Origin of the sequence: Burkholderia sp. AU44665 (assembly GCF_030504405.1) — a bacterium.
Lineage (GTDB): Bacteria > Pseudomonadota > Gammaproteobacteria > Burkholderiales > Burkholderiaceae > Burkholderia > Burkholderia semiarida.
This window is the reverse complement of record NZ_JAUJRI010000021.1, coordinates 40,086-63,867: the sequence shown is the minus strand read 5'-3', so window position 1 is coordinate 63,867 and position 23,782 is coordinate 40,086. Positions and strand designations below refer to the sequence as shown.

Annotated in this window: 20 protein-coding genes; 7 read left to right on the top strand and 13 right to left on the bottom strand. The window is 69.9% G+C overall.

The window, feature by feature from the left end; all coding sequences use genetic code 11:
* Positions 1 to 76 precede the first annotated feature (76 nt).
* The 9 genes from QZM15_RS28115 to QZM15_RS28075 all read right to left on the bottom strand — a co-directional run bounded on the left by QZM15_RS28115 (position 77) and on the right by QZM15_RS28075 (position 9,816).
* The gene (locus QZM15_RS28115; protein ID WP_302107680.1) at positions 77 to 2,338 is read right to left on the bottom strand and encodes a molybdopterin cofactor-binding domain-containing protein; all 2,262 of its coding nucleotides are present in this window, start codon (positions 2,336 to 2,338) and stop codon (positions 77 to 79) included.
* Entirely contained in the window at positions 2,338 to 2,838 is a 501-nt protein-coding gene (locus QZM15_RS28110) for a (2Fe-2S)-binding protein (protein ID WP_059574836.1), read from the bottom strand. The genes QZM15_RS28115 and QZM15_RS28110 overlap by 1 nt, the downstream gene beginning before the upstream one ends.
* Positions 2,835 to 4,121, bottom strand: coding sequence for a cytochrome c (locus tag QZM15_RS28105; protein WP_302107679.1), 1,287 nt, complete (start codon positions 4,119 to 4,121; stop codon positions 2,835 to 2,837). Before QZM15_RS28105 ends, QZM15_RS28110 begins: the two co-directional genes overlap by 4 nt.
* Before the next feature lie 277 nt (positions 4,122 to 4,398).
* Positions 4,399 to 5,574: an amidohydrolase family protein gene (locus tag QZM15_RS28100; protein ID WP_302107678.1), complete on the bottom strand. Its 1,176-nt coding sequence runs from the start codon at positions 5,572 to 5,574 to the stop codon at positions 4,399 to 4,401.
* Positions 5,571 to 7,253: a cation acetate symporter gene (locus QZM15_RS28095; protein ID WP_302107677.1), complete on the bottom strand. Its 1,683-nt coding sequence runs from the start codon at positions 7,251 to 7,253 to the stop codon at positions 5,571 to 5,573. Before QZM15_RS28095 ends, QZM15_RS28100 begins: the two co-directional genes overlap by 4 nt.
* Complete coding sequence (locus QZM15_RS28090) at positions 7,250 to 7,609, bottom strand: DUF485 domain-containing protein (RefSeq protein ID WP_089466084.1); 360 nt, start codon at positions 7,607 to 7,609, stop codon at positions 7,250 to 7,252. Before QZM15_RS28090 ends, QZM15_RS28095 begins: the two co-directional genes overlap by 4 nt.
* Before the next feature lie 73 nt (positions 7,610 to 7,682).
* Entirely contained in the window at positions 7,683 to 8,906 is a 1,224-nt protein-coding gene (locus tag QZM15_RS28085) for an FAD binding domain-containing protein (RefSeq protein ID WP_099318383.1), read from the bottom strand.
* A 1-nt stretch (position 8,907) separates the two neighbouring features.
* Complete coding sequence (locus QZM15_RS28080) at positions 8,908 to 9,387, bottom strand: VOC family protein (protein WP_099318384.1); 480 nt, start codon at positions 9,385 to 9,387, stop codon at positions 8,908 to 8,910.
* Between the two features lie 156 nt (positions 9,388 to 9,543).
* Positions 9,544 to 9,816 (bottom strand): UBP-type zinc finger domain-containing protein, encoded by a 273-nt coding sequence (locus QZM15_RS28075; protein ID WP_059574850.1) that lies wholly within the window; start codon positions 9,814 to 9,816, stop codon positions 9,544 to 9,546.
* A gap of 234 nt (positions 9,817 to 10,050) precedes the next feature.
* Here QZM15_RS28075 and QZM15_RS28070 point away from each other — a divergent pair, with 234 nt between their 5' ends.
* Positions 10,051 to 11,322, top strand: coding sequence for an NAD(P)/FAD-dependent oxidoreductase (locus QZM15_RS28070; RefSeq protein ID WP_059574852.1), 1,272 nt, complete (start codon positions 10,051 to 10,053; stop codon positions 11,320 to 11,322).
* A gap of 40 nt (positions 11,323 to 11,362) precedes the next feature.
* Here the strand turns inward: QZM15_RS28070 and QZM15_RS28065 are convergent, their stop codons facing one another.
* Entirely contained in the window at positions 11,363 to 12,799 is a 1,437-nt protein-coding gene (locus QZM15_RS28065; RefSeq protein ID WP_226093975.1) for an efflux transporter outer membrane subunit, read from the bottom strand.
* Positions 12,796 to 13,848, bottom strand: a complete 1,053-nt coding sequence (locus tag QZM15_RS28060; RefSeq protein WP_302107676.1) for an HlyD family secretion protein — start codon at positions 13,846 to 13,848, stop codon at positions 12,796 to 12,798. Before QZM15_RS28060 ends, QZM15_RS28065 begins: the two co-directional genes overlap by 4 nt.
* Positions 13,849 to 13,931: 83 nt before the next feature.
* On the opposite strand from QZM15_RS28060, the gene QZM15_RS28055 reads away from it, so the two are divergent.
* The gene (locus QZM15_RS28055) at positions 13,932 to 15,512 is read left to right on the top strand and encodes an MFS transporter (RefSeq protein WP_302107675.1); all 1,581 of its coding nucleotides are present in this window, start codon (positions 13,932 to 13,934) and stop codon (positions 15,510 to 15,512) included.
* Positions 15,513 to 15,610: 98 nt separating this feature from the next.
* Here the strand turns inward: QZM15_RS28055 and QZM15_RS28050 are convergent, their stop codons facing one another.
* A complete protein-coding gene (locus QZM15_RS28050; protein WP_059574858.1) occupies positions 15,611 to 16,591 on the bottom strand; it encodes an alpha/beta fold hydrolase in 981 nt (326 codons plus the stop codon).
* Between the two features lie 363 nt (positions 16,592 to 16,954).
* Between QZM15_RS28050 and QZM15_RS28045 the strand changes: the two genes are divergently transcribed.
* The 5 genes from QZM15_RS28045 to QZM15_RS28025 all read left to right on the top strand — a co-directional run bounded on the left by QZM15_RS28045 (position 16,955) and on the right by QZM15_RS28025 (position 22,662).
* Complete coding sequence (locus QZM15_RS28045; protein WP_059574860.1) at positions 16,955 to 17,380, top strand: DUF3331 domain-containing protein; 426 nt, start codon at positions 16,955 to 16,957, stop codon at positions 17,378 to 17,380.
* A 70-nt stretch (positions 17,381 to 17,450) separates the two neighbouring features.
* Positions 17,451 to 18,272, top strand: coding sequence for an alpha/beta fold hydrolase (locus QZM15_RS28040; protein ID WP_059574862.1), 822 nt, complete (start codon positions 17,451 to 17,453; stop codon positions 18,270 to 18,272).
* 412 nt (positions 18,273 to 18,684) lie between these two features.
* The gene (locus tag QZM15_RS28035; protein WP_302107674.1) at positions 18,685 to 20,490 is read left to right on the top strand and encodes a winged helix-turn-helix domain-containing protein; all 1,806 of its coding nucleotides are present in this window, start codon (positions 18,685 to 18,687) and stop codon (positions 20,488 to 20,490) included.
* Positions 20,491 to 20,643: 153 nt separating this feature from the next.
* Complete coding sequence (locus QZM15_RS28030; protein ID WP_059574865.1) at positions 20,644 to 21,063, top strand: DoxX family protein; 420 nt, start codon at positions 20,644 to 20,646, stop codon at positions 21,061 to 21,063.
* A gap of 111 nt (positions 21,064 to 21,174) precedes the next feature.
* Complete coding sequence (locus tag QZM15_RS28025; protein ID WP_302107673.1) at positions 21,175 to 22,662, top strand: mechanosensitive ion channel family protein; 1,488 nt, start codon at positions 21,175 to 21,177, stop codon at positions 22,660 to 22,662.
* Positions 22,663 to 22,852: 190 nt separating this feature from the next.
* On the opposite strand, the gene QZM15_RS28020 is transcribed toward QZM15_RS28025, so the two are convergent.
* Complete coding sequence (locus tag QZM15_RS28020; protein WP_059574869.1) at positions 22,853 to 23,761, bottom strand: LysR family transcriptional regulator; 909 nt, start codon at positions 23,759 to 23,761, stop codon at positions 22,853 to 22,855.
* Between the last annotated feature and the right edge of the window lie 21 nt (positions 23,762 to 23,782).

Sequence of the window (23,782 nt, the reverse complement as noted above, 5' to 3'; positions counted from 1 at the left end):
TCGGCATGCGGCGCCGGTGCGTGCCGGCGCCGTCTGGTCGGATATCGGGTATCGCGTAGCGGGGGCGACCGGGCCGCTATGCGTCGATGCGCTTTCTCAGCGCGTCGCCGGCAAACGGCATTTCGCGCATGCGCTGGCCGGTCGCGTCGAAGATCGCGTTGGCCAGCGCGCCGGCGGTCGGCCCCATCGACGCCTCGGCCGCGCCGAGAAACGGCGCGCCGGGACGATTGATCAGATGAACCTTCACGCTTTGCGGCGCGGCCGAGAAACGCAGGATCGGATAGCTGCTCCAGTCGAAGCTGCGAATCCGTTCGGTGTCGTACTTCAGCGCCTCGTACAGCGTCCAGCTCGCGGCCTGCACGATGCCGCCCTCGATCTGGTTGCGGATCCCGTCCGGCGACACGACCTGGCCCGCGTCGACCGCCGCTTCCGCGCGCTCGAGCGTCACCTGGCCGGTTTCCGGCACGACCGACACCTCGACCGCGATCGCGACGTAGGCCATCAGGTTCTTGTACTTGCCGAACGCGAAGCCGACGCCGCGGTTGCGCGCACGCGGCGGCCGCGGCCAGCCGAAGTGCGTCGCGGCGAGCTTGATCACCTGCCGCGCGCGATGGTCGTCCATGTGGCGCAGCCGGAATTCGACCGGATCGACGCCGGCCGCATGCGCGAGCTCGTCCATGAAGCTTTCGATCGCCCAGACGTTGGTGTGCGCGCCGAGCGAGCGCATCGCGGAGGTCTGCAGCGGCATCGTCGGCGAGAAGTTGTTGACGATGTGCTGGTTCGGCAGCGCATACAGCGGAATCGCGTTGCGGTCGCCGCCGCCTTCCGGTTGCAGCATCGGCGTCGACGGCGCGGGCACGAACGGCGGCTCCAGCATGCGCGCGGGCAGCAGCCGGCCGGCGTTGACGATCCGCTCGTTGTGCGAGCTGCTCCACAACGCATAGTTCCAGTCGACGATGCGCCCGCTCGCGTCCAGCGATGCGCTGACCTCCGTCACCATCGCGGGCGTGAAGTGGTCCCACGTGTGTTCCTGTTCGCGCATCCATTGCACGCGAATCGGCTTGCCCGGCATCGCGGCGGCGATCAGCGCGGCGTGCGCGGCCGCGTCGTCCGCCGCATTGTGCCCGTAGCAGCCCGACCCCTCGGTGTGAATGCAGCGGATGCTCGCCTTCGGCATCGACAGCATCTCGGCGAGCGCGTCGCGCAGCGGGTAGACGCCCTGCGAGTGCGTCCACACCGTCATCATCCCGTTCTCGAGATGCGCGACCGAACACGACGGCCCGATCGACCCGTGCAGCAGGTAGTTCTTCAGGAACGTCGCATTGAGTGTCTTCACGGCTGGTGCGGTGGCCGCGTGCGTGTTCGCGATCTCGATGCGCTGTGTCGCGATCCGCTTCAGGTCCGCGTGCACGGTGCCGCGCTCGGGCAGCGTGCGGCCCGGCGACCAGCGGCAGCCGGCGGCGAGCGCGCGCTGCGCGACCACCGCCTGCCATTCGCCCTGCGCGACGACCGCGAGCATGCTGCCGTTGCGCACGATCCGCACGACGCCCGGCAGCTTCAGGACCGCGGCTTCGTCGAACGACAGCAGCTTCGCTTCATATACCGGCGGCATCACGACGCGCGCGTGCAGCATGCCGGGCAACTGCATGTCCTGCACGTAGCTGACGCCGCCCGTGACCTTGTTCGGGATGTCCACGCGCGGCAGCGACGTGCCGATCACGGCGAACGTCGCCGGGTTCTTCAGCGGCGACGTGGGCGTCGCATTGCGATGCAGGTCGACCGTGCGGATCGCGTCGCCGTAGGTCATCGTGCGTCCGTCGGGCGCCGTGATCACCGCGTCGGCGGTCGTCAGCACGCGCGGCTCGACGCCGAAGCGCTTCGCCGCGCCTTCCACCAGCAGCGCACGCACCTGCGCGGCCGCGTTCAGCAGCGCGGAGCCGCTGTCGGCCATCGTGTGGCTGCCGGCCGTCAGGCCCTCGTCGGGCGACGCGCCGGTGTCGGCTGTCAGGAACGTGATCAGCGACGGCTTCATGTCCAGTTCCTCGGCGGCCACCTGCAGCAGCGCCGTGCGCACGCCGGTGCCGAGCTCGACCTTGCCGGTAAACACGGTGACCTTGCCGTCGGGCGCGATCTTGATCCACGCGTCGAGCAGCGGATTGGTCTTCAGGCTGCCGGCGAGCGCCTGCGTGGCTTTCGCCACGTGCACGGCCGCGCCTTCGTCGGCGATCACCAGCTGCGCGGCCGCGCGCGACGCGGGCGCGAGACTGAACGCGACGAACAGCGCGCCGGAGACGATGAAGTGCCGGCGGCCTTCGTCGATGTCGTCGTGGGAATTCATTACAGCCCCTTGCTGATCGTGACGGGAGCGGAAGCGGGTTCGGGGGCCGGCAGCCCCGCGACCGAGCGCACCGCCGCGAGAATCCGCATGTGCGTGCCGCAGCGGCACAGGTTCGGTTCCATGTGCGTGCGCAGTTCCTGTTCGGTCGGTTTCGGGTTGCGTTCGAGCAGCGCCTGCGCGCGCATGATCATCCCGGCGATGCAGTAGCCGCACTGCGCGGCCTGGTGCTCGACGAACGCGCGTTGCAGCGGGCCCGGACGCTCGGCGGTGCCGAGGCTCTCGATGGTACGCACGCTGCGCGAACCGACCGCGGCCACCGGCATCAGGCACGAGAACGTCGGCTTGCCGTCGACGATCACGGTGCACGCGCCGCACTGCCCGAGGCCGCAGCCGAACTTCGCGCCGTGCAGGTGCAGGTCGTTGCGCAGCGCGTACAGCAGCGGCGTGGACGGGTCGATGTCCAGCGTGTGGCGCACGCCGTTGACGGTGAGGGTGATCATCGTGCGGTGTCCTCTTTTCTGAGCTTCGCGGCCATCGCGTCGACGCCCGACCACGCGGGGCGGTCGGTATAGGTTTCTCGCACGTACGCGGCGAGATCGGCGATCTGCGCGTCGTCGTACTGGTCGATGAACGACGGCATGTAGTTGAGCGTATCCTCGCCGTGCCAGCCGATGCCGTTGAACATCATCTGGATCGCGTTGCGCGGCGTGTCTGCGTTGACCGCCGTGCTGAACGCGAGCGTCGGCCGTTCGCCGATCGACTGCATCGGCGCGGCCGGCCCGTGGCACTGCGCGCACGATGCCTGGAACAGCACCGCGCCGCGCTGCGCGGCCGGCGTCGTCGCGACGCGTTCGACCGGATGCGCGGCCGCGGCCGCACGTGCGTTCGCCGGTTTCTGGATCGACAGGATGTACGCGGCGATCGCCTCGACGTCCTCCACCGGCACCGTCGCGAGGTCGCGCGTGACAGGCAGCATCGGCCCGGCCGCCGCGCCGTGTTCGCTCGCGCGGCCGGTGCGCAGGTAGGTGACGAGCTGCGCCTGCGTCCACGGCCGCGCGGCATCGCCGAGCGCATTGAGCGGCGGCGCTTCCCAGCCGTCGACGATGCCGCCGTCGAACGCGCGGCCGCGCTGCTCGCCGCCGATCGCGTTCAGCGGCGAATGGCACGATGCGCAGTGGCCGAGCCCGTCGACGAGCATCCTGCCGCGGTTCCATTGCGCGGACTGCGCAGGGTCGGGTTGATATGCGCCTTCGTGCAGGAACAGCACGTTCCAGAACGCCACCAGCGGCCGGAAGTTCAGCGGGAATATCAGGTCGTTGGCGGGCGGCGTCGCGCGCACCGGCTCGCGGGTCATCAGGTACGCATACGCGGCGGCGATGTCGTCGTCGGACATCCGCGTGAAATGGATGTACGGAAACGCCGGATAGAGCGGCTGGCCGTTGCGTCCGATGCCGGTGCGCAGCGCGCGGGCGAACGCGTCGCGCGACCAGCGGCCGATCCCCGTTTCGGCATCGGGCGTGATGTTGGTCGCGTAGATCGTGCCGAACGGCGTCGCGAGCGGCAACCCGCCCGCGAACGGCTTGCCGTCCTTCGCGGTGTGGCACACGACGCAGTCGCCGAGCGCGACGACGCGCGCGCCGGCGCGCACCAGTTGCGGATCGAACGAAGCGGGGGCGGGCGGGTCGATCGGCGCGATTGACGGCCGCACCATGATGCCGATCGCGATCGCCAGGCCGGCGACCGCGATGCCGGCCGCGCCGAACCAGAGTCGTTTGTGCTTCATGCGCGCTCCGCGCGAAGCGGTGCGCCGCACGTCGCGCGCGGCGTGCCCGGGCCGTCGTGCGGCGGCCGGCCGGGCCGCGAACGCGTTGCGGCGAGGCGGTAATTGGCAACTGGATTCACGTCGTCACTCCATCAGTCGAAAAGGCGCGCGGGCTGGCCAGCGCGGTCGCTCTTGCAGCCAGTCTACGCAGACGCCCGCATCATTTCCTGAAGTCCGGCTGAAACGTTCTGAACGGCGGGCCGGGCCGGTTCGGCGACATCCGGCACGCGCGCGCCAGCTAGATCCGCAGCAGCCGGCCCGCATTGCCGCCGAGCACCATCGCGCGCTGGTCGTCGGGCAGGTCCAGCCGATCGAGAAAACGCACCGGTTGCGCGTAGCCCATGTCGAAACAATAGTCGCTGCCGAGCACCAGCCGGTCGATGCCGACGTTCTCGATCAGGAAGCTCAGCACCGGCCCCGAGTGGGACACCGTGTCGTAGCTGAAGCGCCGCAGATAGCTGCTCGGCTTGTGCGCGAGCCGGCGCGTTTCCGGCCGGACGGTCCAGCCGGCGTCCAGCCGGCCGACGAGGATCGGCAGCGCGCCGCCCGCATGCGGCAGCGTGACATGCAGCGCCGGATGGCGGTCGAGCACGCCGCCGAGGATCAGGTGCGAGGCGGCGATGGCCGTATCGAACGGATTGCCGAGCAGGTTGCTCAGGTAGAAATCGCCGAGGCGCGCGCCGCCGACGGTTTGCTGCGGATGCAGGAACACCGGCAGCCCGAGCTGTTCGATGCGCGCGAACACCGGCGCGAACCGCGGATCGTCGAGGTCGCGGTTGTCGATGTTCGTGCCCATGTACACGCCGCGCACGCCCGGCAGCGTCGACGCGCGCTCGAGCTCGTCGATCGCGTCGGTCGCGTCGAGCATCGGCAGCGTCGCGAGTACGACGAAGCGCGCCGGATGCTGCTGGTGCACGCGCGACGCGGCCGTATTCCATGCGCGCGCCAGTTTCGCGTTGAACGGCCGGTCGCCCCAGTACGCCATCGGCACGCTCAGCGACAGCGCCTGCACGTCGACGCCCGACGCGTCCATGTCCGCGAGCCGCGCATCGACGTCGATGAATTTCATCGGCAGCGGCCCGAGGCCGCCGGCCGGCGTGCGGAACGTGAACGTCGTGCCGTCGCACGCGAATGCGCCGCCGAAGCGCTTGCCTTCGCCGCCGACGAGGTCGCAGAAGCTTTCCGGGTAGTAATGCGCGTGGATGTCGATCGCGCGCGGACGCCGGACAGCCAGCGTGGCCGAAGCGGCCGACACGGGCGACGCGGCCGAAGCGGCCGACGCGGCCGACGCGGCCGACGCGGGCGCCGGTTGCGCCGCCGCGGCGGGGCGTCCGGCAACGGCCGCGCCGGCAAGCGCGGCGAACGCGCCGAGCATGCGGCGGCGCCCGGCGGACAGACAGCAGGGGCAGGTCATCGAATCGTCTCCAGGTCGGGATTGTCGTGTTGCCGCGCGCCGTGGCGCGGCAGGGTGCCGAGTTCGCATGCGACGAGCTGCGCGTCGAAGCGCGCGCGTTCGTGTCGCGCGCGGGCCGACCCGTCGGTGGCCGATACCGCGACGATCGCGATGAACGCGGCGGCCATCGAGAACAGCGCCGGATATTCGTACGGGTAGGGCGCGTGCGCATGGCCGAGCACCTGGACCCAGACGGTCGGGCTCAGCACGGTGAGCGTGACCGCCGTGACGAGGCCGATCGTGCCGCCGGCCACCGCGCCGCGCGTCGTCAGGCCGCGCCAGTAGATCGAGAGCAGCAGCACCGGAAAATTCGAGCTGGCGGCGATCGAGAACGTGAGGCTGACGATGAACGCGATGTTCTGCTTCTCGAATGCGATGCCCAGCACGATCGCGAGCACGCCGAGCACCAGCGTCGTCGCGCGTGCGACGCGCATTTCGTCGCGGTCGGTCGCCCGGCCGCGGCGCAGCACGTTCGCATAGAGGTCGTGCGAGATCGCGGACGAGCCGGCGAGCGTCAGCCCGGCGACCACGGCGGGAATCGTCGAGAACGCGACCGCGCAGATGAAGCCGAGGAAAAAGTTGCCGCCGACCGCATGCGCGAGATGGATCGCCACCATGTTCGCGCCGCCCGCGACCGCGCCGGACGCATCGTGATACCGCGGGTCCGCCGCGACGAGCGCGATCGTGCCGAAGCCGATCACGATGATCAGCGCATAGCCGGCCCCGACGATGCCCGTCGCATGGAGGATGCTCTTGCGCGCCGCGCCGACGTCGCCGACCGTGAAGAAGCGCATCAGGATGTGCGGCAGGCCGGCCGTGCCGAAGATCAGCGCGAGGCCGAGCGATACCGCGGACACCGGATCGGACACGAGGCCGCCCGGCCGCATGATGGCCGCGTGCTTCGGATGGACGCGCGACGCCTGCGCGAACAGCGCGTCGAGGCTGAAGCCGAAGCGGCTCAGCACCATGAACGCCATGAAGGCCGCGCCGGCGAGCAACAGCACGGCCTTGACGATCTGGATCCACGTGGTGGCGAGCATGCCGCCGAAGAATACGTAGACGACCATCAGCACGCCGACGATCACCACCGCGACCGTGTAGTCGAGCCCGAACAGCAGCTCGACGAGCTTGCCGGCGCCGACCATCTGCGACACGAGATACAGCAGGACGATGACGATCGAGCTCGACGCGGCGAACGCACGGATCGGCCGTTGCTGCAGCCGATACGACACGACGTCGGCGAGCGTGTACTTGCCGAGATTGCGCAACGGCTCCGCGATCAGGAACAGGATGATCGGCCAGCTCGCGAGAAAGCCGACCGAATAGATCAGCCCGTCGTAACCGCTCGTGAACACGAGCGCCGAGATGCCGAGCAGCGACGCGGCCGACATGTAGTCGCCGGCGATCGCCCAGCCGTTCTGCAGCGCGGTGATGCGCCCGCCGGCCGCGTAATGATCGGCGACGCTGCGGTTCTGGCGGGCGGCCCAGCGCGTGATGACGAGCGTCGACGCGACGAACAGCACGAACATGCCGATGGCGACCGGATTGTGCGGATGCGCGAGCGCGGCGGGGCCGGCCGCGAACGCCGGCCCCGCGGCGACCGCGGCCGCGGTGACGAGGATGGCGACGGTGCGTTTCATTGGCCGCCTCCGTCGCGGATCGACGCGACGAGCGCGTCGTGCACCGCATTCGCACGCCACACGTACAGCGCGACGAGTGCGAACGTCGCGACGAACATGCCGAAACCGACCGGGATGCCCCACGTGGTCGGGCGGCCCGCCACGATCGGCCGGCCGAGCCATGCCGGCGAGAACGCGAGCGACAGGATGAATGCGAAGTAAAGCGCGAGCATGACCGCGGTCAGCGACCACGCGAATCGCCTCCTTCGCGTGACGAGATGGCGGAAGCGGGCATCGCGCAGCAGCGGATGCATGGCCGCGGCGGGCAGGTCCGGATCGGGTGCGGGGCCGGCGGCAGCCGGAATCGAGCGGTTCACGGTGTCTCCTTGTCGGTATCGGATGGGGCGCGATGCGGCGGGCGCGACACGTCGTGCATGCGCCCGCCGGTGGTCAGAGCGACGGCGGCACGGCCGTTTCGCGCATCACGACTTCCGCGGTGCGGTAACGCTCGGCCATCTCGCGTTCGGTGTCGTTCTTCAGTTGCGCCTGCATGTATGCGCCGAGATGGCGCGCGTGTTCGACGATCGCGGCGCCGAACGCGGTGCGCGTGTCGCTGTACGCGTGCAGTGCGTCGAGCGGATCGGCATGCGCGGCCAGCGCGCCGACGAGCGCCAGCGCGTCGCCCGCGGCCTTCGTGACGCCCATTCCGCAATGCGGCCGCGCGACGAATGCGGCATCGCCGAGCAGCGCGATGCGGCCGAACGCCATGCGCGGCACCTCGAGATCGTAGATCGGCTGGAACAGCGGCTGCGCGGCGCGCGACACGACTTCCGCGAACTGCGGCGCGAGCAATGCATGCGCGGCGTCTTCCATGTCGGCGAGCACGTCGCGGCGGATCAGCGTCGGCGGAATGCCGGCCGCCCACAGCTTGCCCGTCGCGTCGGTGAGCAGGTTCGGCAGGTCGGTGTCCTCGCGGGTCGCGCGATACCACACGAAGTTGTAGCGGCGCTCGCCGGGCTGCGTGCTGTTGTGCTGGCCGGCGACCGGGTAGCCGAGGATCTGCTCGTGCGGCGGCAGGCCGAACGCGAACTTGTCGAACAGCGCCGCATGTGTGCGCCCGGACAGTTCGCGTTCGTCGACGAGGCCGCGCCACGCGACATAGCCCGCGTACTGCAGGCGCGCGTCCGGCAGCAACCGTTCGCGGATCGCCGAACGGAAGCCGTCGGCCGCGACGACGAGGTCGGCATGCACGACCGACCCGTCGGCCAGCGTGAGCGTCGCGCGCTCGGGCCCGTCCGCGACGTCGGCGACGACGGCCCCCGCGTGATGGTGCTGATCGGGCAGCGCGGCGCGCAACACGTGGTACATCTTGCTCCATGCGGTCAGCGTCTGCGGCTGTTGCCGCTCGGCGGCGAGCGTACCGTCCCGCGCCAGCGTGATGCGCGATTCGACGTTCACGCCGATCGATGCGTCGATGCGCACGCCGGCCGCGCGCAGCACGTCGAACAGCTCCGGATGCGTGACGATGCCGGCGCCGCGGCCGGACAGCGCGTCGGGCACGCGCTCGAACACGTCCACGTCCCAGCCGTGGCGCAGCAGCAGGTTCGCGGCGAACAGCCCGCCCAGCGAGCCGCCGACGATGGCGGCCTTGCGATGCGTCGAAGTGGTGCGCATGTCAGTCTCCACGGGTGGCGGCGGCCGCTGCGGCGCCGCGTATGTCGAGGCCGGCGACTTCGGCGGCCGGGTAGTTCAGTTCGATCGTCACGCCCGACGGATCCTCGATGAACACCTGATGCAGCCCGAGGCTCGGCACGGTGCGGTCGCGCCACGCGATGCGCTCGTCACGCAGCGTGCGCCACATCGCCTCGACGCCGGTCGCGACGAACGCGATGTGGTCGACGGTGCCGGTGCCCGCGGCCGGCACGGGCTTGTCGCCGAGATACGCGGCCAGCCCGTGGGGGTTGGCCGGATCGATGCCGATCAGGTGGACCGTGCCGTAATCGGCTTCGTCGTCGCCGAGATAGAGCCACGCGCCCGGAAAGTCGAACGGCGGGCGGTAGCCGCGTCTGAAGCCGAGCACGCGTTCGTAGAAGCGGCACGAGGCTTCGAGATCAGGCGTGCGGATCGAGTAATGCGCGAGTCGCGAGACAGGCATGGCGAACCTCTTGTTTATCGAAGGATAAGTTATCGTTCGATAAATTCTAGGCCGAAAACGACGCGGCGCAAAGCCGTGATCCAGCCGTGTTAACCCTTGGCCCGGAACCGGGGGCGAATCGGCGACGAACGGGCGCCGAGTGCGCCGCGCGTCACGTTACGACGGCACCTCGCCGGCGACGACTTCGTCCTCGTAGCACCAGATCCAGCGCTCGCCGGGCTCGATCGAGCGGACGAGCCGGTGTCCGGTGTCGCGGAAATGCCGGCTCGCGTGGCGATTCGGCGACGAGTCGCAGCAGCCGACGTGTCCGCAGATCAGGCACATCCGCAAATGCACCCAGCCGCTGCCCGATTTGATGCATTCCTCGCAGTAGTCCTTGTCGGTGTCGAGCACGCGTGCTTCGTCGAGATGCGTACAGGCGATGGCCATCTTGCGCTCCGGTGCCGGCGCGGGGAACGACGCTTGCGACGCGGCCGGCGCGATGCCGCAAGCGGGGACGGGGATGCCGCATTGTGCGGCGCCGCGCGGCGGCCGCGCCTTAATTGTTATGAAATCGCGCGTGCGGCGCGTCGGCGCGGCGTACAGTCGCGGTGCGTCCGGCTCACCCTTTTATCCTGGCGACGGCCGGACCGCATCCAGCATCGATTTCTTCGGGAGCCGCGCATGATTCAGTCGCAACTGGTCCGGATCGTCGGCCTGCCGCACAGCAAGGACGCGTACGCGATCCGCGATTTCCTGCAGCGGCGCATGGTCGCGTACGACTGGTGCGAGCTGACGTCCGACGCCGACTGCGCGCGCGAGCTCGGCATCGCGCCGCTGCGCGACATCCGGCTGCCGGTCGTGATCTTTCCGGACGGCTCGCGCCTGTACCAGCCGACGCTGGCCGACATCGCCGCGCGGCTCGGCTGGGTCGCGCGGCCGCGCTTCGTCGAATACGACGTGTCGATCTACGGCGCCGGGCCGGCCGGGTTGTCGGCGGCGGTCTACGCGGCGTCCGAAGGGCTGCGCGCGGTCGTGATCGAGCGCGGCGCGGTGGGCGGGCAGGCCGGCACGAGTTCGCTGATCGAGAACTACATGGGCTTCCCCGACGGCATTCCGGGCGCGGAACTCGCGGAACGCGCGCGCGAGCAGGCGGTCAAGTTCGGCGTCGAGCTGCTGACGATGCGCGAGGGCGTGCATGCGACCTTCGTCGACGGCAAGATCCGCGTCGAGCTCGCCGACGGGTCGACCCTGGTCGCGCGCGCGAACATCTGCGCGACCGGCATCGAATATCGCAGCCTCGGCCTGCCGGAAGAGCCGGCGTTCCTGAATGCCGGGCTGTTCTACGGCGCCGGTTCCAGCGAAGCGCCGATGTGCGCGGGCGAACAGGTGTTCATCGTCGGCGGCGGCAACTCGGCCGGCCAGGCCGCGATGAATTTCTCGCGGCATGCGCGTCAGGTGACGATGCTCGTGCGCGGTGCGTCGCTCGCCGACACGCTGTCGCGCTACCTGATCGACCGGATCGAGCGGACGCCGAACATCGAGGTCCGCTACCAGTCGAGCGTCGTTGCCCTGCACGGCGACGGCTGGCTCGACGCGATCGAGCTTCGCTCGGCGGACGGCACGCGCGAACGGCTGCCGGCCACGCGCCTGTTCGTGTGCATCGGCGGCGCGCCGAACACCGACTGGGCGAAGGATACCGACATCATCCGCAATCCGGACGGTTATCTCGTGACCGGCGGCGACCTGTACGACTGTCCGGCGTTCGAGCGCGTGTGGCCGCTCGAGCGCCGGCCGTACCATCTGGAAACCAGCGTGCCGGGATCGTTCGCGGCCGGCGACGTGCGATCGGGGTCGGTCAAGCGCGTCGCGTCGGCGGTCGGCGAAGGCGCGATGGCCGTGACCTTCGTGCACCGGTTTCTCGGCGAGGACGCGCATCGGCTCGCGAGGGCCTGACGCGTGTGCGAAGGCGTCGCGACCGCCCCGGATCGTAGTTTCATCCGGCGTCGGCCTGCGTCGAACCGCGCGACCCGTCACGGCCCGTCCGCGCCGGCGGCGTCCACCCGCCGCCCAACGCACGCACGAGGCCCACCGTCGCGATCGCGAGCGCCTGCCGGCTGTGAATCAGCTGGCGCCGCGCGTTCAGTGCGTCGCGATCGGCATCGATGACTTCGAGGTAGCTGACGTAACCGTGCGCGTAACGGCTCAGCGACAGGCGCGCCGCCGCGTCGGTCGCGCGCGCGGCGCTGGCGTAGCGTGCGATCCGTTCCTTTTGCGCGGCGATGTCGTTGAGCGCGTCCTGCACGTCGCGCAGCGCGCCGAGCGCCGTCGCGCGATAGTTCGCGTCGGCGATGTCCGTGCCGGCCCGCGCGGCGGCAACCGCCGCGTCGCGCTTGCCGCCGTCGAACAGCGTCAGTGCGACGTTCGCGCCGAGGCTCCACAGCGAGCTGTTGCGGTCGAGAAACGAGCGCAGGTCGCGGGTGGCGAAACCGCCGTCGGCGGTCAGCGTCAGCGTGGGCAACCACGCGGTGCGCGCGATGCCCAGTTCGAGCGACGCCGCATCGGCGCGCCGCGCGGCCGCGAACACGTCGGGGCGTCGCGCCAGCAGCGCGGACGGCAGCCCGGCCGGCACGTCCGGCACGCGCACGGGCACGGCGCGCGTGTCGACGTCGAACGCAGTCGGCGACACGCCGGTCAGCACCGCGATGGCGTCGACGAGGTTGTCGCGCAGCCGGCGGCTTTCCGCGAGATCGGCATGCGCGGTATCGAGGTCGGCCGATGCGCGCAGCCCGTCGAGGTCGCTCGCCGCGCCGGCCCGCACGCGTGCGGCGATCACGTCCAGCGCGGTGCGGCGCAGCCCGATCGCTCTGTCGAGCGTCGCGAGATCGTCGTCGACGTAGCGTAGCGTCAGGTAGTCGACGGCGACTTCGGTCGCGATCCTCAAGCGGATCGCATCGCGATCGGCCGCGGCCTGCAGCACGTTCTGTTCGCCGACGTCGGCATCGCCGCGCAAGCGCCCCCATAGATCGACTTCGTAGCTCGCGGCGACGGGAACCGACCAGTTGTGCATCGTCCGCTTCGGCAGCGCGTTGTCGACCGTGCCCGATACGCGCGTGCGGCTGAACGACGGATCGACGCGCACGGTCGGCGCGAGCGCGGCATCGCGGATGCCGAGCAGCGCCCGCGCCTGGTCGACGCGCGCGGCCGCCGCGCGGATATCGAGGTTGTGCGCGAGCGCGGCGTCGACGAGGCGGCCGAGCTGCGGATCGCCGAACCACGCGGGCCATGCCGCGAGCGACGGCGCACCCGCATCGGTCGACGGATCGGCATGGCGGAACCCGTCGTGTCCGACCGGGACGGGCGCGAGCGGCTGCGGCGAGATCGAGCACGCGGCCAGCACGCTCGCGGCGACGAGGATGCATGCGCGCTTCATCGCGATTCACCGCCGGGTTGCAGCGTGACGACGACCGACAGCCCGGGCCGGATGCGCGGTTCCGTCGCCGCCGGGCCGTCGAGCAGGATCTTCACGGGCACCCGTTGCGTGACCTTCGTGAAATTGCCGGTCGCGTTGTCGGGCGGCAGCAGCGCGAACTGCGCGCCCGTCGCGGGCGACAGGCTGTCGATGCGGCCGGTGAACACGCGCTGCGGCAGCGCATCGAAGCGCAGTTGCACGGCGTCGCCGGCGCGCACGTGCCGCAGTTGCGTCTCGCGGAAATTGGCGACGATCCACGGATGCGGCTCGACCAGCGTGAGCAGCGCCTGACCGGGCGCGACATGCTCGCCGGTCTCGACGGTCTTCTTGCCGACGTAGCCGTCCGACGGCGCGACGACCGTCGTGTACCCGAGCTGCAACTGCGCGTCGCGCAGCTCGGCATCGTTCTGGCTCGACGCGGCATCGGCGGCCTGAGCGGCGGCGGCGGCGCTGCGCCGTTGCGCATCGGCCGCCGCGACGCGCGCGCGGGCCGACTTGCGTGCGGCATCGGCCGCATCGAACTCCTGCTTCGACAAGCCGCGCGGCGTCTCGCGGGTCAGCTCGCGGGCACGCGCGTAATCGAGTTCGGCTTTTTCGGCATCGGCGTGCGCCGACACGAGCGCCGCGTCCGCCTGTTCGATCAGCGCGCGTGCGCGGCTCGCATCGGCATGCGCCTGGGCGACGCGTGCGCGCTGCACCGCGACGCGCACGTCGAAATCGCGGCGGTCGATCTGCACGAGCGCGTCGCCCGCATGCACGAACTGGTTGTCGTCGACGAGCACGCGCTCGACCGCGCCGGCCACGCGCGGCGAGATCACGTGCAGGTGGCCGGTCACGTACGCGTCGTCGGTGCCGCGATCGCGTGCGTCGAACTCGTACACGAGCAACGCGACGAGCAACAGCGCGAGCACGGCGATCGCGACGACGGCCGGCCGGCGCGAGCGCGCGGGCGCGGGCGTGGAAGGCACGGAGGCCGCGGAAGATCGGGTATCGGGCGAGGGCGGGGTCATGATCGGCACACTCCATCGTACGGACGGGATTCGGCGCATCGCGTTATGCTTGCGCCAGCTTGACAAACGGGAGCCGCTCGACGATGAACACGACGTTCGCCACCGGCAGTGCCGCGCCAGGGCCGGCCGCGGGCGCGGCCTCCGACGTTCCGACGTTCCGGTCGATCGCCGCGATCGCGGCCGTGCTGCTCGGTGCGGTCATCGCGACGCTGACGTCGCGCATCACGTCGCTCGGCTTGGCCGACGTGCGCGGCGCGCTCGGCATCGGTGTCGACGAAGGCGCGTGGATCAACACCGCATTTACCGCGTCGCAGATGTTCGTCGGGCCGCTGGCGATCGCCGCGGCCTACCTGTTCGGCACACGCCGCGTGCTGCTCGCGGGCGCCGTGGTGTTTCTCTGCGCCGAAAGCGTGCTGCCGCTCTGCACGCGATTCGGTGCGTTCATCGTGTTTCAGGCGCTCGCCGGGTGCGCATCGGGCGTGTTCGTGCCGCTGACGATCGGCTTCGTCGTGCGCACGCTGCCGGCGCGGCTCATTCCGTTCGGCATCGCCGCGTATGCGATGAATCTCGAGATGTCGCTGAACCTGTCGGCCACGCTCGAAGGCTGGTACAGCGAGCACCTGAGCTGGCGCTGGCTGTTCTGGCAGAACGCGGTGCTGACCCTGCCGTTCATCGCCTGCCTGATGCTGTCGCTCGCCGACGAGCCGGTCAAGCGCTTCGCGTCCGGCATCGACGCGCGCGGCATGCTGCTCGGCGCGGGCGGGTTCGCCTGCCTGTGCATCGCGCTCGACCAGGGCGAGCGGCTGTTCTGGCTGCAGTCGCCGCTGATCGTCGTGCTGCTGGCCGTCGGCATCCTGATGGTCGCCGCGTTCCTGATCCACGAGCTCGCGTCGCCGCGCGCCGGCATCGATCTCGGCTACCTCGCGCGGCCGAACGTCGCGCTGCTGATCGTGCTCGTCGGCCTCGTGCGCTTCACCGTGCTCAACACGAGCTTCATCCCGTCGCTGTTCCTCGCGAGTACGTACGGGCTGCGCCCGCTGCAGATCGGCGATACGCTGCGCTGGATCGCGATTCCGCAGTTGCTGTTCGCGCCGTGCGTCGCGCTGTTGCTGCAGCGTGTCGACCCGCGCCGGCTGATCGTCGCCGGCTTCGCGGTGGTGGCGATCGCGTTTGCGCTCGGCTCGCGGCTCACGCCGGTGTGGGCCGAACCCGACTTCATTCCGTCGCAATTGCTGCAGGCGCTCGGCCAGACGATGGCGCTCACGTCGGTCATCGTCTTCTTCGGCAGGCACGTGACGGCCGAGCATGCGCTGACGTTCGGCGCGGTCGTGCAGACGACGCGCCTGCTGAGCGGGCAGCTCGGCACGACGTCGATCGCGGTGATTCAGCGGATCAGGGAGGCTACCCATTCGAATCTCGTCGGTCTGCATGTGTCGCTGTCGGATCCGGAAACGCTCGAACGGCTGCGGGCCGGCGCGGCGTCGCTGGTGGCGCACGGCGCCACGTTCGCGACGGGCAACGAGGCGGCCTATGCGCTCGTCGATCGTGCGGTGCGCGTGCAGGCCACGACGCTCGCGCTGGCCGACAACTTTCGCGTGGCGATGGCGTTCGCGCTCGCCGGCGCACTGCTCGGCATCCTGTTGCGCCCGGTGCGGGCGCCGTGAATGCGGCGCCGCATGGGCTGAAATGTCCTGAAAAGTCCTGAACGGCACCTGCGGCGTCCGTCGCGGCGGCATGCGCGCCGCCGCGACGGACGGCAGGCTTACGCCTGCAGGAACGCGAGCAACTCGGCGTTGATGCGATCGGCGCTCACCACGCACATGCCGTGCGAGCCGCCTTCGATCACCTTCAGCACCGCGTGCTTCACGATCTTCGACGACAGCCGGGCCGAATCGTCGATCGGCACGATCTGGTCGTCGTCGCCGTGCAGCACGAGCGTCGGCACGTCGATCTTCTTCAGGTCGTCCGTGTAGTCGACTTCGGAAAACTCCTTCACGCACAGGTACTGGCCATGGATGCCGCCCATCATCCCCTGCGACCAGAATGCGTCGATCGTGCCCTGCGACACCTTCGCGTTCGGGCGATTGAAACCGAAGAACGGCACGGCCAGATCCTTGTAGAACTGCGAACGGTTTTCCGCGACGTTCTTGCGGATGCCGTCGAATACCTCCATCGGCAGGCCGCCCGGATTGGTCGCCGATTTCACCATCTGCGGCGGCACCGCGCCGATCAGCACCGCCTTCGACACGCGTTTCGTGCCATGCCGGCCGATGTAGCGCGCGACTTCGCCGCCGCCGGTGGAGTGGCCGACGAGCGTCGCTTCGCGCACGTCGAGCGCGTCGAGCAGCGCGGCGAGATCGTCGGCGTACGTGTTCATGTCGTTGCCGTTCGACGGCTGGCTCGAACGGCCGTGGCCGCGGCGGTCGTGCGCGATCACGCGATAGCCGTGCTGCACGAGGAACAGCATCTGCGCGTCCCACGCGTCCGCGCACAGCGGCCAGCCGTGCGAGAACACGACCGGGCGGCCGCTGCCCCAGTCCTTGAAGTAGATCTGCGTGCCGTCCTTCGTGGTGATCGTGTTCATCGTGTGCGCTCCTGAATGCGCGGAAGAGGGGTGGCGGGAGGGCGTGCCGGCCGCGGCCGCCATCGCGGGCAGCGCGGCGGCCGCGACGGCGGTCGCGCCGGCGAGCAGCATGTCGCGGCGGCGAGCCGACGAAACGGCGTCGGTCTGTTCGGGATGCATCTGGACTCCTGAGGTGTGCGGCGGCGAGGCCGCGGGATGGTGGATCGGTGGCGGCCGGCCGCGGCCATCCCGCCCGGCGGCCGTCCGGCGTGCGCCGTCGCGTCGGTTGGTGCGCGCGGACGATCGGATGCCGTCAGGAGCGTATCCCGGCGCGGTGCGCGCCGTACTGAAATCCGGCTGAATTTTCTTGAACGCCGCGGCGCCGCGAGCGGCATTGCCGCACTGCAGAAAAATTAAGCGCGTGACCGGGACTCTTCAGCGCACGGCGACTATCGTCAGCATCGGGTCACCCGCCGTGTGTTTGCCGCGACGCGAGCGGGCCCCCACGCCCGCACCGCCCGTCACTTGCCTGGATAAGCCGCCATGGACGCCTTCAATCGTTGGGAGCACATGATCACGTCGCTCAGGCCGTCGCCCGCCGCGAGCCTCCGGATGATGCCGCGCGAGCGGACCGCGGACGGCTCCTGTCGCCCGCATCGGGACGACGCGCCGACGCCATCGAGCGGCGACGTGCGCCGCCGCAGCGCGATCGTCGCCGTCGAGCGGCAGACCGATTCGTCGATGCTGGTGTCATGGAGCGATCCGACGCGCTGTCGCTACGACGAGCAACGCTGGATCTGCGCGAAGGCGCGCAGGCTGGCGCGCTGCGCGCTCACCGGGCAACCGATCCGGGTGGGCGACGTGATCTACAAACCCCAATGGCGCGGCGAGAGACGCCCCGCGAACTGCCGCGAGATGATTCTCGCGGCGGCGCTCGAGCAGTTCGCCGCCCGGCAGTCCCGGGCATGACGCGCCGCGCCGCACGCTTCGGCCGCGCCCACATCCGCGGGCGCGGCTTCCCTATTCGAAAGGAACCCTCATGAGCACGTTCACCACCCGCGACGGCGTGTCGATTCACTACAAGGACTGGGGCAGCGGCCGCCCGGTCGTGTTCATTCACGGCTGGCCGCTGAATGCCGACATGTGGGACGTGCAGATGCACCATCTCGCGTCGCACGGCCTGCGCTGCGTCGCATACGACCGGCGCGGCTTCGGCCGCTCCGGCCAGCCGTGGGGCGGTTACGACTACGACACGCTGGCCGACGATCTCGCGACGCTGCTCGACACGCTCGACCTGCATGACGTGACGCTCGTCGGCTTTTCGATGGGCGGCGGCGAGGTGGCCCGCTACATCGGCCGGCATGGCACGAAGCGCGTGTCGAAGGCGGTGCTGATCGGTTCGGTGACGCCGCTCATCGCGCGCCGCGACGATCATCCGGAAGGCGTGGACGTCGCGCTCTTCGACGGCATTCGCGCGGGCATCGCGGCCGATCGCGCCGCCTTTCTCGACGGCTTCTGGCCCCTCTTTACCGGGTCGAACCGCGACGGTTCGACGGTTTCGCGCGCCGCGCTCGACTGGACGTCGTTCATGGCGTGGCAGGCCGGGCTGAAGGGCACGCTTGATTGCGTTCGCGCGTTTTCCGAGACCGATTTTCGGGCCGACCTGCAACGATTCGACGTGCCGACGCGCGTGATTCACGGCGACGACGACCAGACGGTTCCGCTCGCGCTGACCGGCGCCGCGACGGCGAAGCTGGTCCCGCATGCGACGCTGAGCGTCTACGAAGGCGGTCCGCATGCGCTTTACCTGACGCACGCGACGCGGCTGAACGACGAGCTGCTGGCGTTCGCGCGGTCCTGAGCGCGCGCCGCGGCGCCGCGCGGCGAATCGATTCGAGGCGATGCCGATAATCCCGCGGATATTCGGCCGGTGCAACGGATCGAGCGGAAAATGAATCGGGAATCGGCCGGGCGAATCGAAAAGGGAAATGCGCGGCATTTCCGCGCTCGGCAATTTCGTCTGATATATCGAAATCGCGTTCATGGACGCATCCATGATTTGCACATGAAACGTGCATCGTCCTGCCGCATGCCGGTGCATGCGGACGTGTCGGGCGCCGGGCCCCGCCGCGGCATTTTCGTCATTTCAAAAAATTCGAGCCGTCCATTCTGATAATTTGAATCATTCGATCATGCAAATACCGTAGCATTGATGGCGAACCGGCACCCGATTTCAGCCGGGCGCCGTTGAATGTCACCCTCAAGAAATTCCCATGATCCGGATTGGAACACTTCACGTTTTTCTCGACAGACGTGAAATTCGTTCGAACGGCAAGCTGCTGCGCATCGGCAGCCGCGCATTCGAAATTCTCGAACTGTTGATTCGGGCGAACGGTGCGCTGGTATCGAAAGATGAAATCATGCAGCGCGTGTGGCCGCACACCGTGGTGGAGGAAAACAACCTGCAGGTGCACATCGCATCGCTGCGCAAGGCGCTGGCCGGCGACCGGAACCTGATCGTGACGGTACCCGGTCGCGGCTATCGGCTGGTTTCCGGGCAGGACGCGGGCGCCGCGCCCGTGCGCCCGGCCACGTGGCGGCCGTCCGCCGCGCCGGGCGCGTTGTTCGGCCGCGAACAGACGGTCGCCGACGTGCTGGCCGCGCTGCGCACGGCGCGCATCGTGACGCTCGTCGGCGCGGGCGGCATCGGCAAGACGCGGGTCGCGATCGAAGCGGCGGCGCGCGCCGACGCGCGCTTTCCGGAAGGCACCGTATTCGTTTCGCTCGCCACCGTCGCGTGTCCGCGCTTCGTGCCGGACGCGCTCGCCGGCGCGTTCGGCATCACGCAGCCGACCGGCTCGCTGACGCTCGAAGCGGTGCTCGCCAGCGTCGCGCGGCGCCGGATGCTGCTCGTGCTCGACAACTGCGAGCACCTGCTCGACGCCGCCGCGCGGATCGCGAGCGCGCTCACCGATGCGGACGACGGGCTGTGCGTGCTCGCGACGAGCCGGGAATCGCTGCGCATCCACGGCGAGCGCGTGTGCCCGGTGCCGCCGCTCGACATACCGGGCGAAGGCGCCGGCGATCACGAGGCGATGGGCGCGAGCGCGGTGCAGTTGTTCGCGGCGCGCGCACGCGCGGCCGATCCGCGCTTTCCGCTCGACGCGCGCAGCCTGTCGTTGATGGCGTCGGTCTGCCGCCGCCTCGACGGCCTGCCGCTCGCGATCGAGCTGGCCGCGGCACGCGCCGCCGTGCTCGGCATCGACGTGCTGGCCGCCCATCTCGACGATCACTTCCGGCTGCTGACCGGCGGATTTCGCACCGCGTTGCCGCGCCATCAGACGCTGCAGGCGATGTACGACTGGAGCTACCGGTTGCTCGGGGAGTCCGAGCGCCTGCTGCTGCGATGGCTCGGCGTGTTCCGCGACAGCTTCGCGATCGAGGCCGTGCGCGAGGTCGTCGGCGCCAACGGGCTGGCCGGCGCCGACCTGCTCGATACGATCGCCGGCCTCGTGTCGAAGTCGCTGCTGATCCTCGAGACCGCGCACGGCACGCCGCGCTACCGGCTGCTGACGACCACGCGGGCCTACGCGCAACAGCAGCTCGACAGTCACGGCGAGGGCGAGGCTGCCGCCCGCGCGCATGCGGCCTACTTTCTCGCGCTGTTCCGGAGCGCGACCCACGGCGGCGAGCAGCCAGGCGGCGAGCCGGGCGGCACGACCCGGCTCGACGCGGTCCGGTGCGAACTCGGCAATCTGCGTGCTGCGCTCGACTGGGCATTTTCGGCGCGCGGCGACGCGGCGCTCGGCATCGCGCTCGCGGCCGTCGCGGTGCCTTGCCTGTTCGATCTGTCGCTCGTCGACGAATGTCGGGAGCGCGCGCGCGTCGCGCTCGATGCGATGCGCGACGCGGATGCCGCCCTGGTGTCCGACGATGCGCGCGTGCGATTGCTGGCCGCGTATGCGGCTGCGCTCGCGCATACGGCGGAGTCGACGCAGGCGGCGCATGATGCGTGGTCGGAAGTGCACGCGCTCGGATTCGATGCGGCCGAGGCCGAGTTGCCGTCGCGCGAGTCGTGACGCCGGGTTCGCGCGCCGCTCGTCTGTTTCAGAACGATTCAGCCCGGATACAGGACAGCGGCAGGCGGCACGCGTAGATTGCCTGGACGGCGGGCGCCGGCATGCCACCCGGCGCACGCCGCCGTGCATCCCGCTCAATCGACGAAACGCCGCATGAATCCTGCCCACTCCGACCTTTCCAGCCACGCGACCGATCTCGGCCTGCTGTTCCTGCGTGTATCGGCCAGCGTGCTGCTGCTCGTGGTTCACGGCCTGCCGAAGATCCTGCATTACACGGCCGAAGCCGCCGCCATCGAGGATCCGTTCCATCTCGGCCGCACGCTGTCGATCGTGTTCGCGATCTTCGCGGAGGTCGTGTGCCCGATCTTCATGATCGTCGGCCTGTACCCGAGGCTCGCGGCGCTGCCGGTGATGATCGTCACGCTCGTCGCGCTGGTGTTCGTGCACCCGGACTGGCCGCTGCGCGATGCGCAGTTCGCATGGATGCTGCTGATCCTGTTCGGCACGATCGCGATCGCCGGCGCCGGCCGCTACGTGTTGCCGTTGCCGGGCGTCGCGCGCCGGCGCGACTAGCCGCGACCGGCGCGACGACGGCCGGCACGCGATGCGTCCGATGATTCCGTTCCCGCGGCGACGTTCGTCTTGCCGCCTTGACCCTTTCGCGCGCCGCGATGGCGATCCGACATGTTGAATTTCTCCGATACGGCGATCTACGGCGCGCCGATCGTGCTGGCCGATCTCGCCGCGTGGCGGCTGTTCGGGCGCGCGCGCCCCGTGACGCGCGCGATCCGGCGCTGTGCGGCGTTCGCCGCGCTGAGCGCCGTGCTGTTCGCGACCGGCGTGAGCCCGCTCGCGGTGCCCGCATCGATCGGCGGGCTCGACCGGATCGCGGTCCAGGCGATCTGCATCGCATGGTGGCTCCAGTGCGCGATCGTGTTCAGCCTGCTGCTCAATCATCTGCTGCTGCCGCGTGCATGGCACAGCCAGCGGCTCTTTCACGACATCGCCGCAGGCATCGTGTTCGGCGCGGCCGCGGTGGCCGCGCTGGGCTACGTGCTCGGCCTGCCGTTGAGCGGCCTCGTCGCGACCTCCGGCGCCGTCGCGGTGATACTCGGTCTCGCGCTCCAGAACACGCTGAACGACGTGTTCTCCGGGCTCGTGCTGAATACCACGCAACCGTTCCGGCTCGACGATACGGTGTCGATCGGCGAGCTCGAAGGGCGGATCGTCGAGAGCAACTGGCGCGCGACGAAGCTGATCGACAGCCTCGGCAACCTGGTCGTCGTGCCGAACAGCGCGGCGGCGCGCGCCACGATCGTGAACCTCAGCGAGCCGGCCGGCCTGCACGGCGTCACGCTCGCGCTCGACCTCGATCCCGCAGTGCGGCCGGCCGTCGCCGTCGGCGCACTGGAGCGCGCCGCGGCGAGTTCGCTCGACGTGCTCGCGCGCCCCGCGCCGATCGCCGTCGTGAAGGCGTTCCGCGCGAACGCGATCCAGTACGAACTCATCTGTTACGTCGACGCACTGCAGAAGAAAACCACCGTGCGCAACGCGCTCTACGATCTCGCGCATCGGCACCTGGCCGCGGCGGGCGTGGCGTGGCGGCCGCTCGCGGGCGCCGCGCCGGCGTGTGCGTCGCCATCGACATCGCAAGCGCATCCGGTATCGCGCCGGCTGCTGCTGTTGCGGGCGGTCGAATTGTTCGCATGCGTCGACGACGACGATCTGGCCGTGCTGGCCGATGCGCTGGTGGCGCGTTCGTTCGGCAAGGGCGACGTGATCTATGCGTCGAATGCCGAGTCGCGCGTGCTGACGATCGTCGAATCGGGCGTCGCGGCGGTGTTCGTGCCGGGTGCCGCGGGCGACGTCGAAGTCCGTCGGATGGCGCCCGGCGATGCGATCGGGCAGTCGGTCGTGCTCGCCGGCACGCGGCTTCATGCGACCGTCCACGCGGTGACCGCGATGACCGTGCATCAGCTTCGCAGCGAGGATCTGGCGGCGCTGATCGGCAGGAAGCCGGCGCTCGGCAGGCTGATGTGCGAGTCGCTCACCGAACATGTCGCGACCGAGGAAAGGATGATGATTCCGCCGGTCGAGCAGGCGCACGCGGGGTTCAGCCTGATCGGATGGCTCGAGAAGGAAATGAAGCGGCTGCATGATTCGCTCGGCTGACGCGCGGCGCGAATCGCGAGGGTTGCCGGCGGGACGGGATGGACGTGCGCTTGCCGTCGCGGCGCGTGGCGCCGTGCCGGGGCGCTGCGTGACGCGTGCGACGCCGGGCCGTCAGTCATCGGCGGGCGGCCGGGCGGCCGGGCGGCAGCGCGTGCGGCCCCGGCGTGCCGACGGGCGGTGAACGGGCGCGTCAGTCGGGTGTCGTGAAACGCTCGACGAGATCCGGCTGGTCGAGTTGCTCGACCCACCAGTGCAGCGCGCGGCCCGCCTCGTCGCCGCGCCACGCGAGATAGCAGTGCGTGGTGTCGCGCATGCCCGTCACCTGGCGCGCGACGAGCTTGCCGTCGGCGATCGCGCGCGCCGCGATGCATTCCGGCAGCGTGCCGACCGCGAGCCCTTCGCATTGCGCTTCCAGTTTCGCGGCCAGCGTCGGTACCGCGAGGTAAGGCTGGCCCGCATCGATCGCGACGGACTGCGGCTGCAATTCGCGCGACGTATCGCTGATCACCGCGCCGCGATACTGGACGACCGACGCCATCGCGAGCGGTTCGGGCAACGCCGCGAGCGGATGGGACGGCGCGACCGCGAACACGTGCCTGAGCGAGCCGATCGGCCGCGCGACGATGCCCGGCAATTCCGGCGGTTCGCCCGCCGCGCCGACGACGAGATCGGCCCGCCGCGAAATCAGCGCATCCCACGCGCCGCCGAGCACTTCGGTCGACAGCCGCAGCCGCGTGTCCATTCCGAGCGCGTAGAAGCGGTGGACGTACGGCCACAGCGCGCCGAACGGCAGAATTTCGTCGATACAGACGCGCACTTCCGTTTCCCAGCCCTGTTGCGCACGCAGCGCCTTCAGCTCGAGTTGCTCGGCCGCGCGCAGCAGGCGGCGGCCTTCCTCGACGACGATGCGTCCCGCATGCGTGAGCTTCGCGCGCCGGCCGCTGCGGTCGAACAGCGCCACGCCGAGATCGCTTTCAAGTTTCTGCACGAGGTAGGTCAGCGCGGACGGCACGCGATGCAGCAGTTCCGCGGCTTCGGCAAAGGTTCCGGTGCGGTCGATCGCGTCCAGGGCTTCGAGCGCTTCGAATGACAGCTTCATCGCAAATTCCGGTAGGGGGTG

Bases quoted from the DNA above. Each gene is read 5' to 3' on its own strand.
- QZM15_RS28060 (WP_302107676.1), bottom strand. From the start codon at position 13,848: ATGACCCCGCCCTCGCCCGATACCCGATCTTCCGCGGCCTCCGTGCCT.
- QZM15_RS28080 (WP_099318384.1), bottom strand. From the start codon at position 9,387: ATGCCTGTCTCGCGACTCGCGCATTACTCGATCCGCACGCCTGATCTC.
- QZM15_RS28085 (WP_099318383.1), bottom strand. From the start codon at position 8,906: ATGCGCACCACTTCGACGCATCGCAAGGCCGCCATCGTCGGCGGCTCG.
- QZM15_RS28115 (WP_302107680.1), bottom strand. From the start codon at position 2,338: ATGAATTCCCACGACGACATCGACGAAGGCCGCCGGCACTTCATCGTC.
- QZM15_RS28105 (WP_302107679.1), bottom strand. From the start codon at position 4,121: ATGAAGCACAAACGACTCTGGTTCGGCGCGGCCGGCATCGCGGTCGCC.
- QZM15_RS28095 (WP_302107677.1), bottom strand. From the start codon at position 7,253: ATGAAACGCACCGTCGCCATCCTCGTCACCGCGGCCGCGGTCGCCGCG.
- QZM15_RS28050 (WP_059574858.1), bottom strand. From the start codon at position 16,591: ATGCATCCCGAACAGACCGACGCCGTTTCGTCGGCTCGCCGCCGCGAC.
- QZM15_RS28075 (WP_059574850.1), bottom strand. From the start codon at position 9,816: ATGGCCATCGCCTGTACGCATCTCGACGAAGCACGCGTGCTCGACACC.
- QZM15_RS28035 (WP_302107674.1), top strand. From the start codon at position 18,685: ATGATCCGGATTGGAACACTTCACGTTTTTCTCGACAGACGTGAAATT.
- QZM15_RS28055 (WP_302107675.1), top strand. From the start codon at position 13,932: ATGAACACGACGTTCGCCACCGGCAGTGCCGCGCCAGGGCCGGCCGCG.
- QZM15_RS28065 (WP_226093975.1), bottom strand. From the start codon at position 12,799: ATGAAGCGCGCATGCATCCTCGTCGCCGCGAGCGTGCTGGCCGCGTGC.
- QZM15_RS28100 (WP_302107678.1), bottom strand. From the start codon at position 5,574: ATGACCTGCCCCTGCTGTCTGTCCGCCGGGCGCCGCCGCATGCTCGGC.
- QZM15_RS28110 (WP_059574836.1), bottom strand. From the start codon at position 2,838: ATGATCACCCTCACCGTCAACGGCGTGCGCCACACGCTGGACATCGAC.
- QZM15_RS28025 (WP_302107673.1), top strand. From the start codon at position 21,175: ATGTTGAATTTCTCCGATACGGCGATCTACGGCGCGCCGATCGTGCTG.
- QZM15_RS28030 (WP_059574865.1), top strand. From the start codon at position 20,644: ATGAATCCTGCCCACTCCGACCTTTCCAGCCACGCGACCGATCTCGGC.
- QZM15_RS28020 (WP_059574869.1), bottom strand. From the start codon at position 23,761: ATGAAGCTGTCATTCGAAGCGCTCGAAGCCCTGGACGCGATCGACCGC.
- QZM15_RS28070 (WP_059574852.1), top strand. From the start codon at position 10,051: ATGATTCAGTCGCAACTGGTCCGGATCGTCGGCCTGCCGCACAGCAAG.
- QZM15_RS28040 (WP_059574862.1), top strand. From the start codon at position 17,451: ATGAGCACGTTCACCACCCGCGACGGCGTGTCGATTCACTACAAGGAC.
- QZM15_RS28045 (WP_059574860.1), top strand. From the start codon at position 16,955: ATGGACGCCTTCAATCGTTGGGAGCACATGATCACGTCGCTCAGGCCG.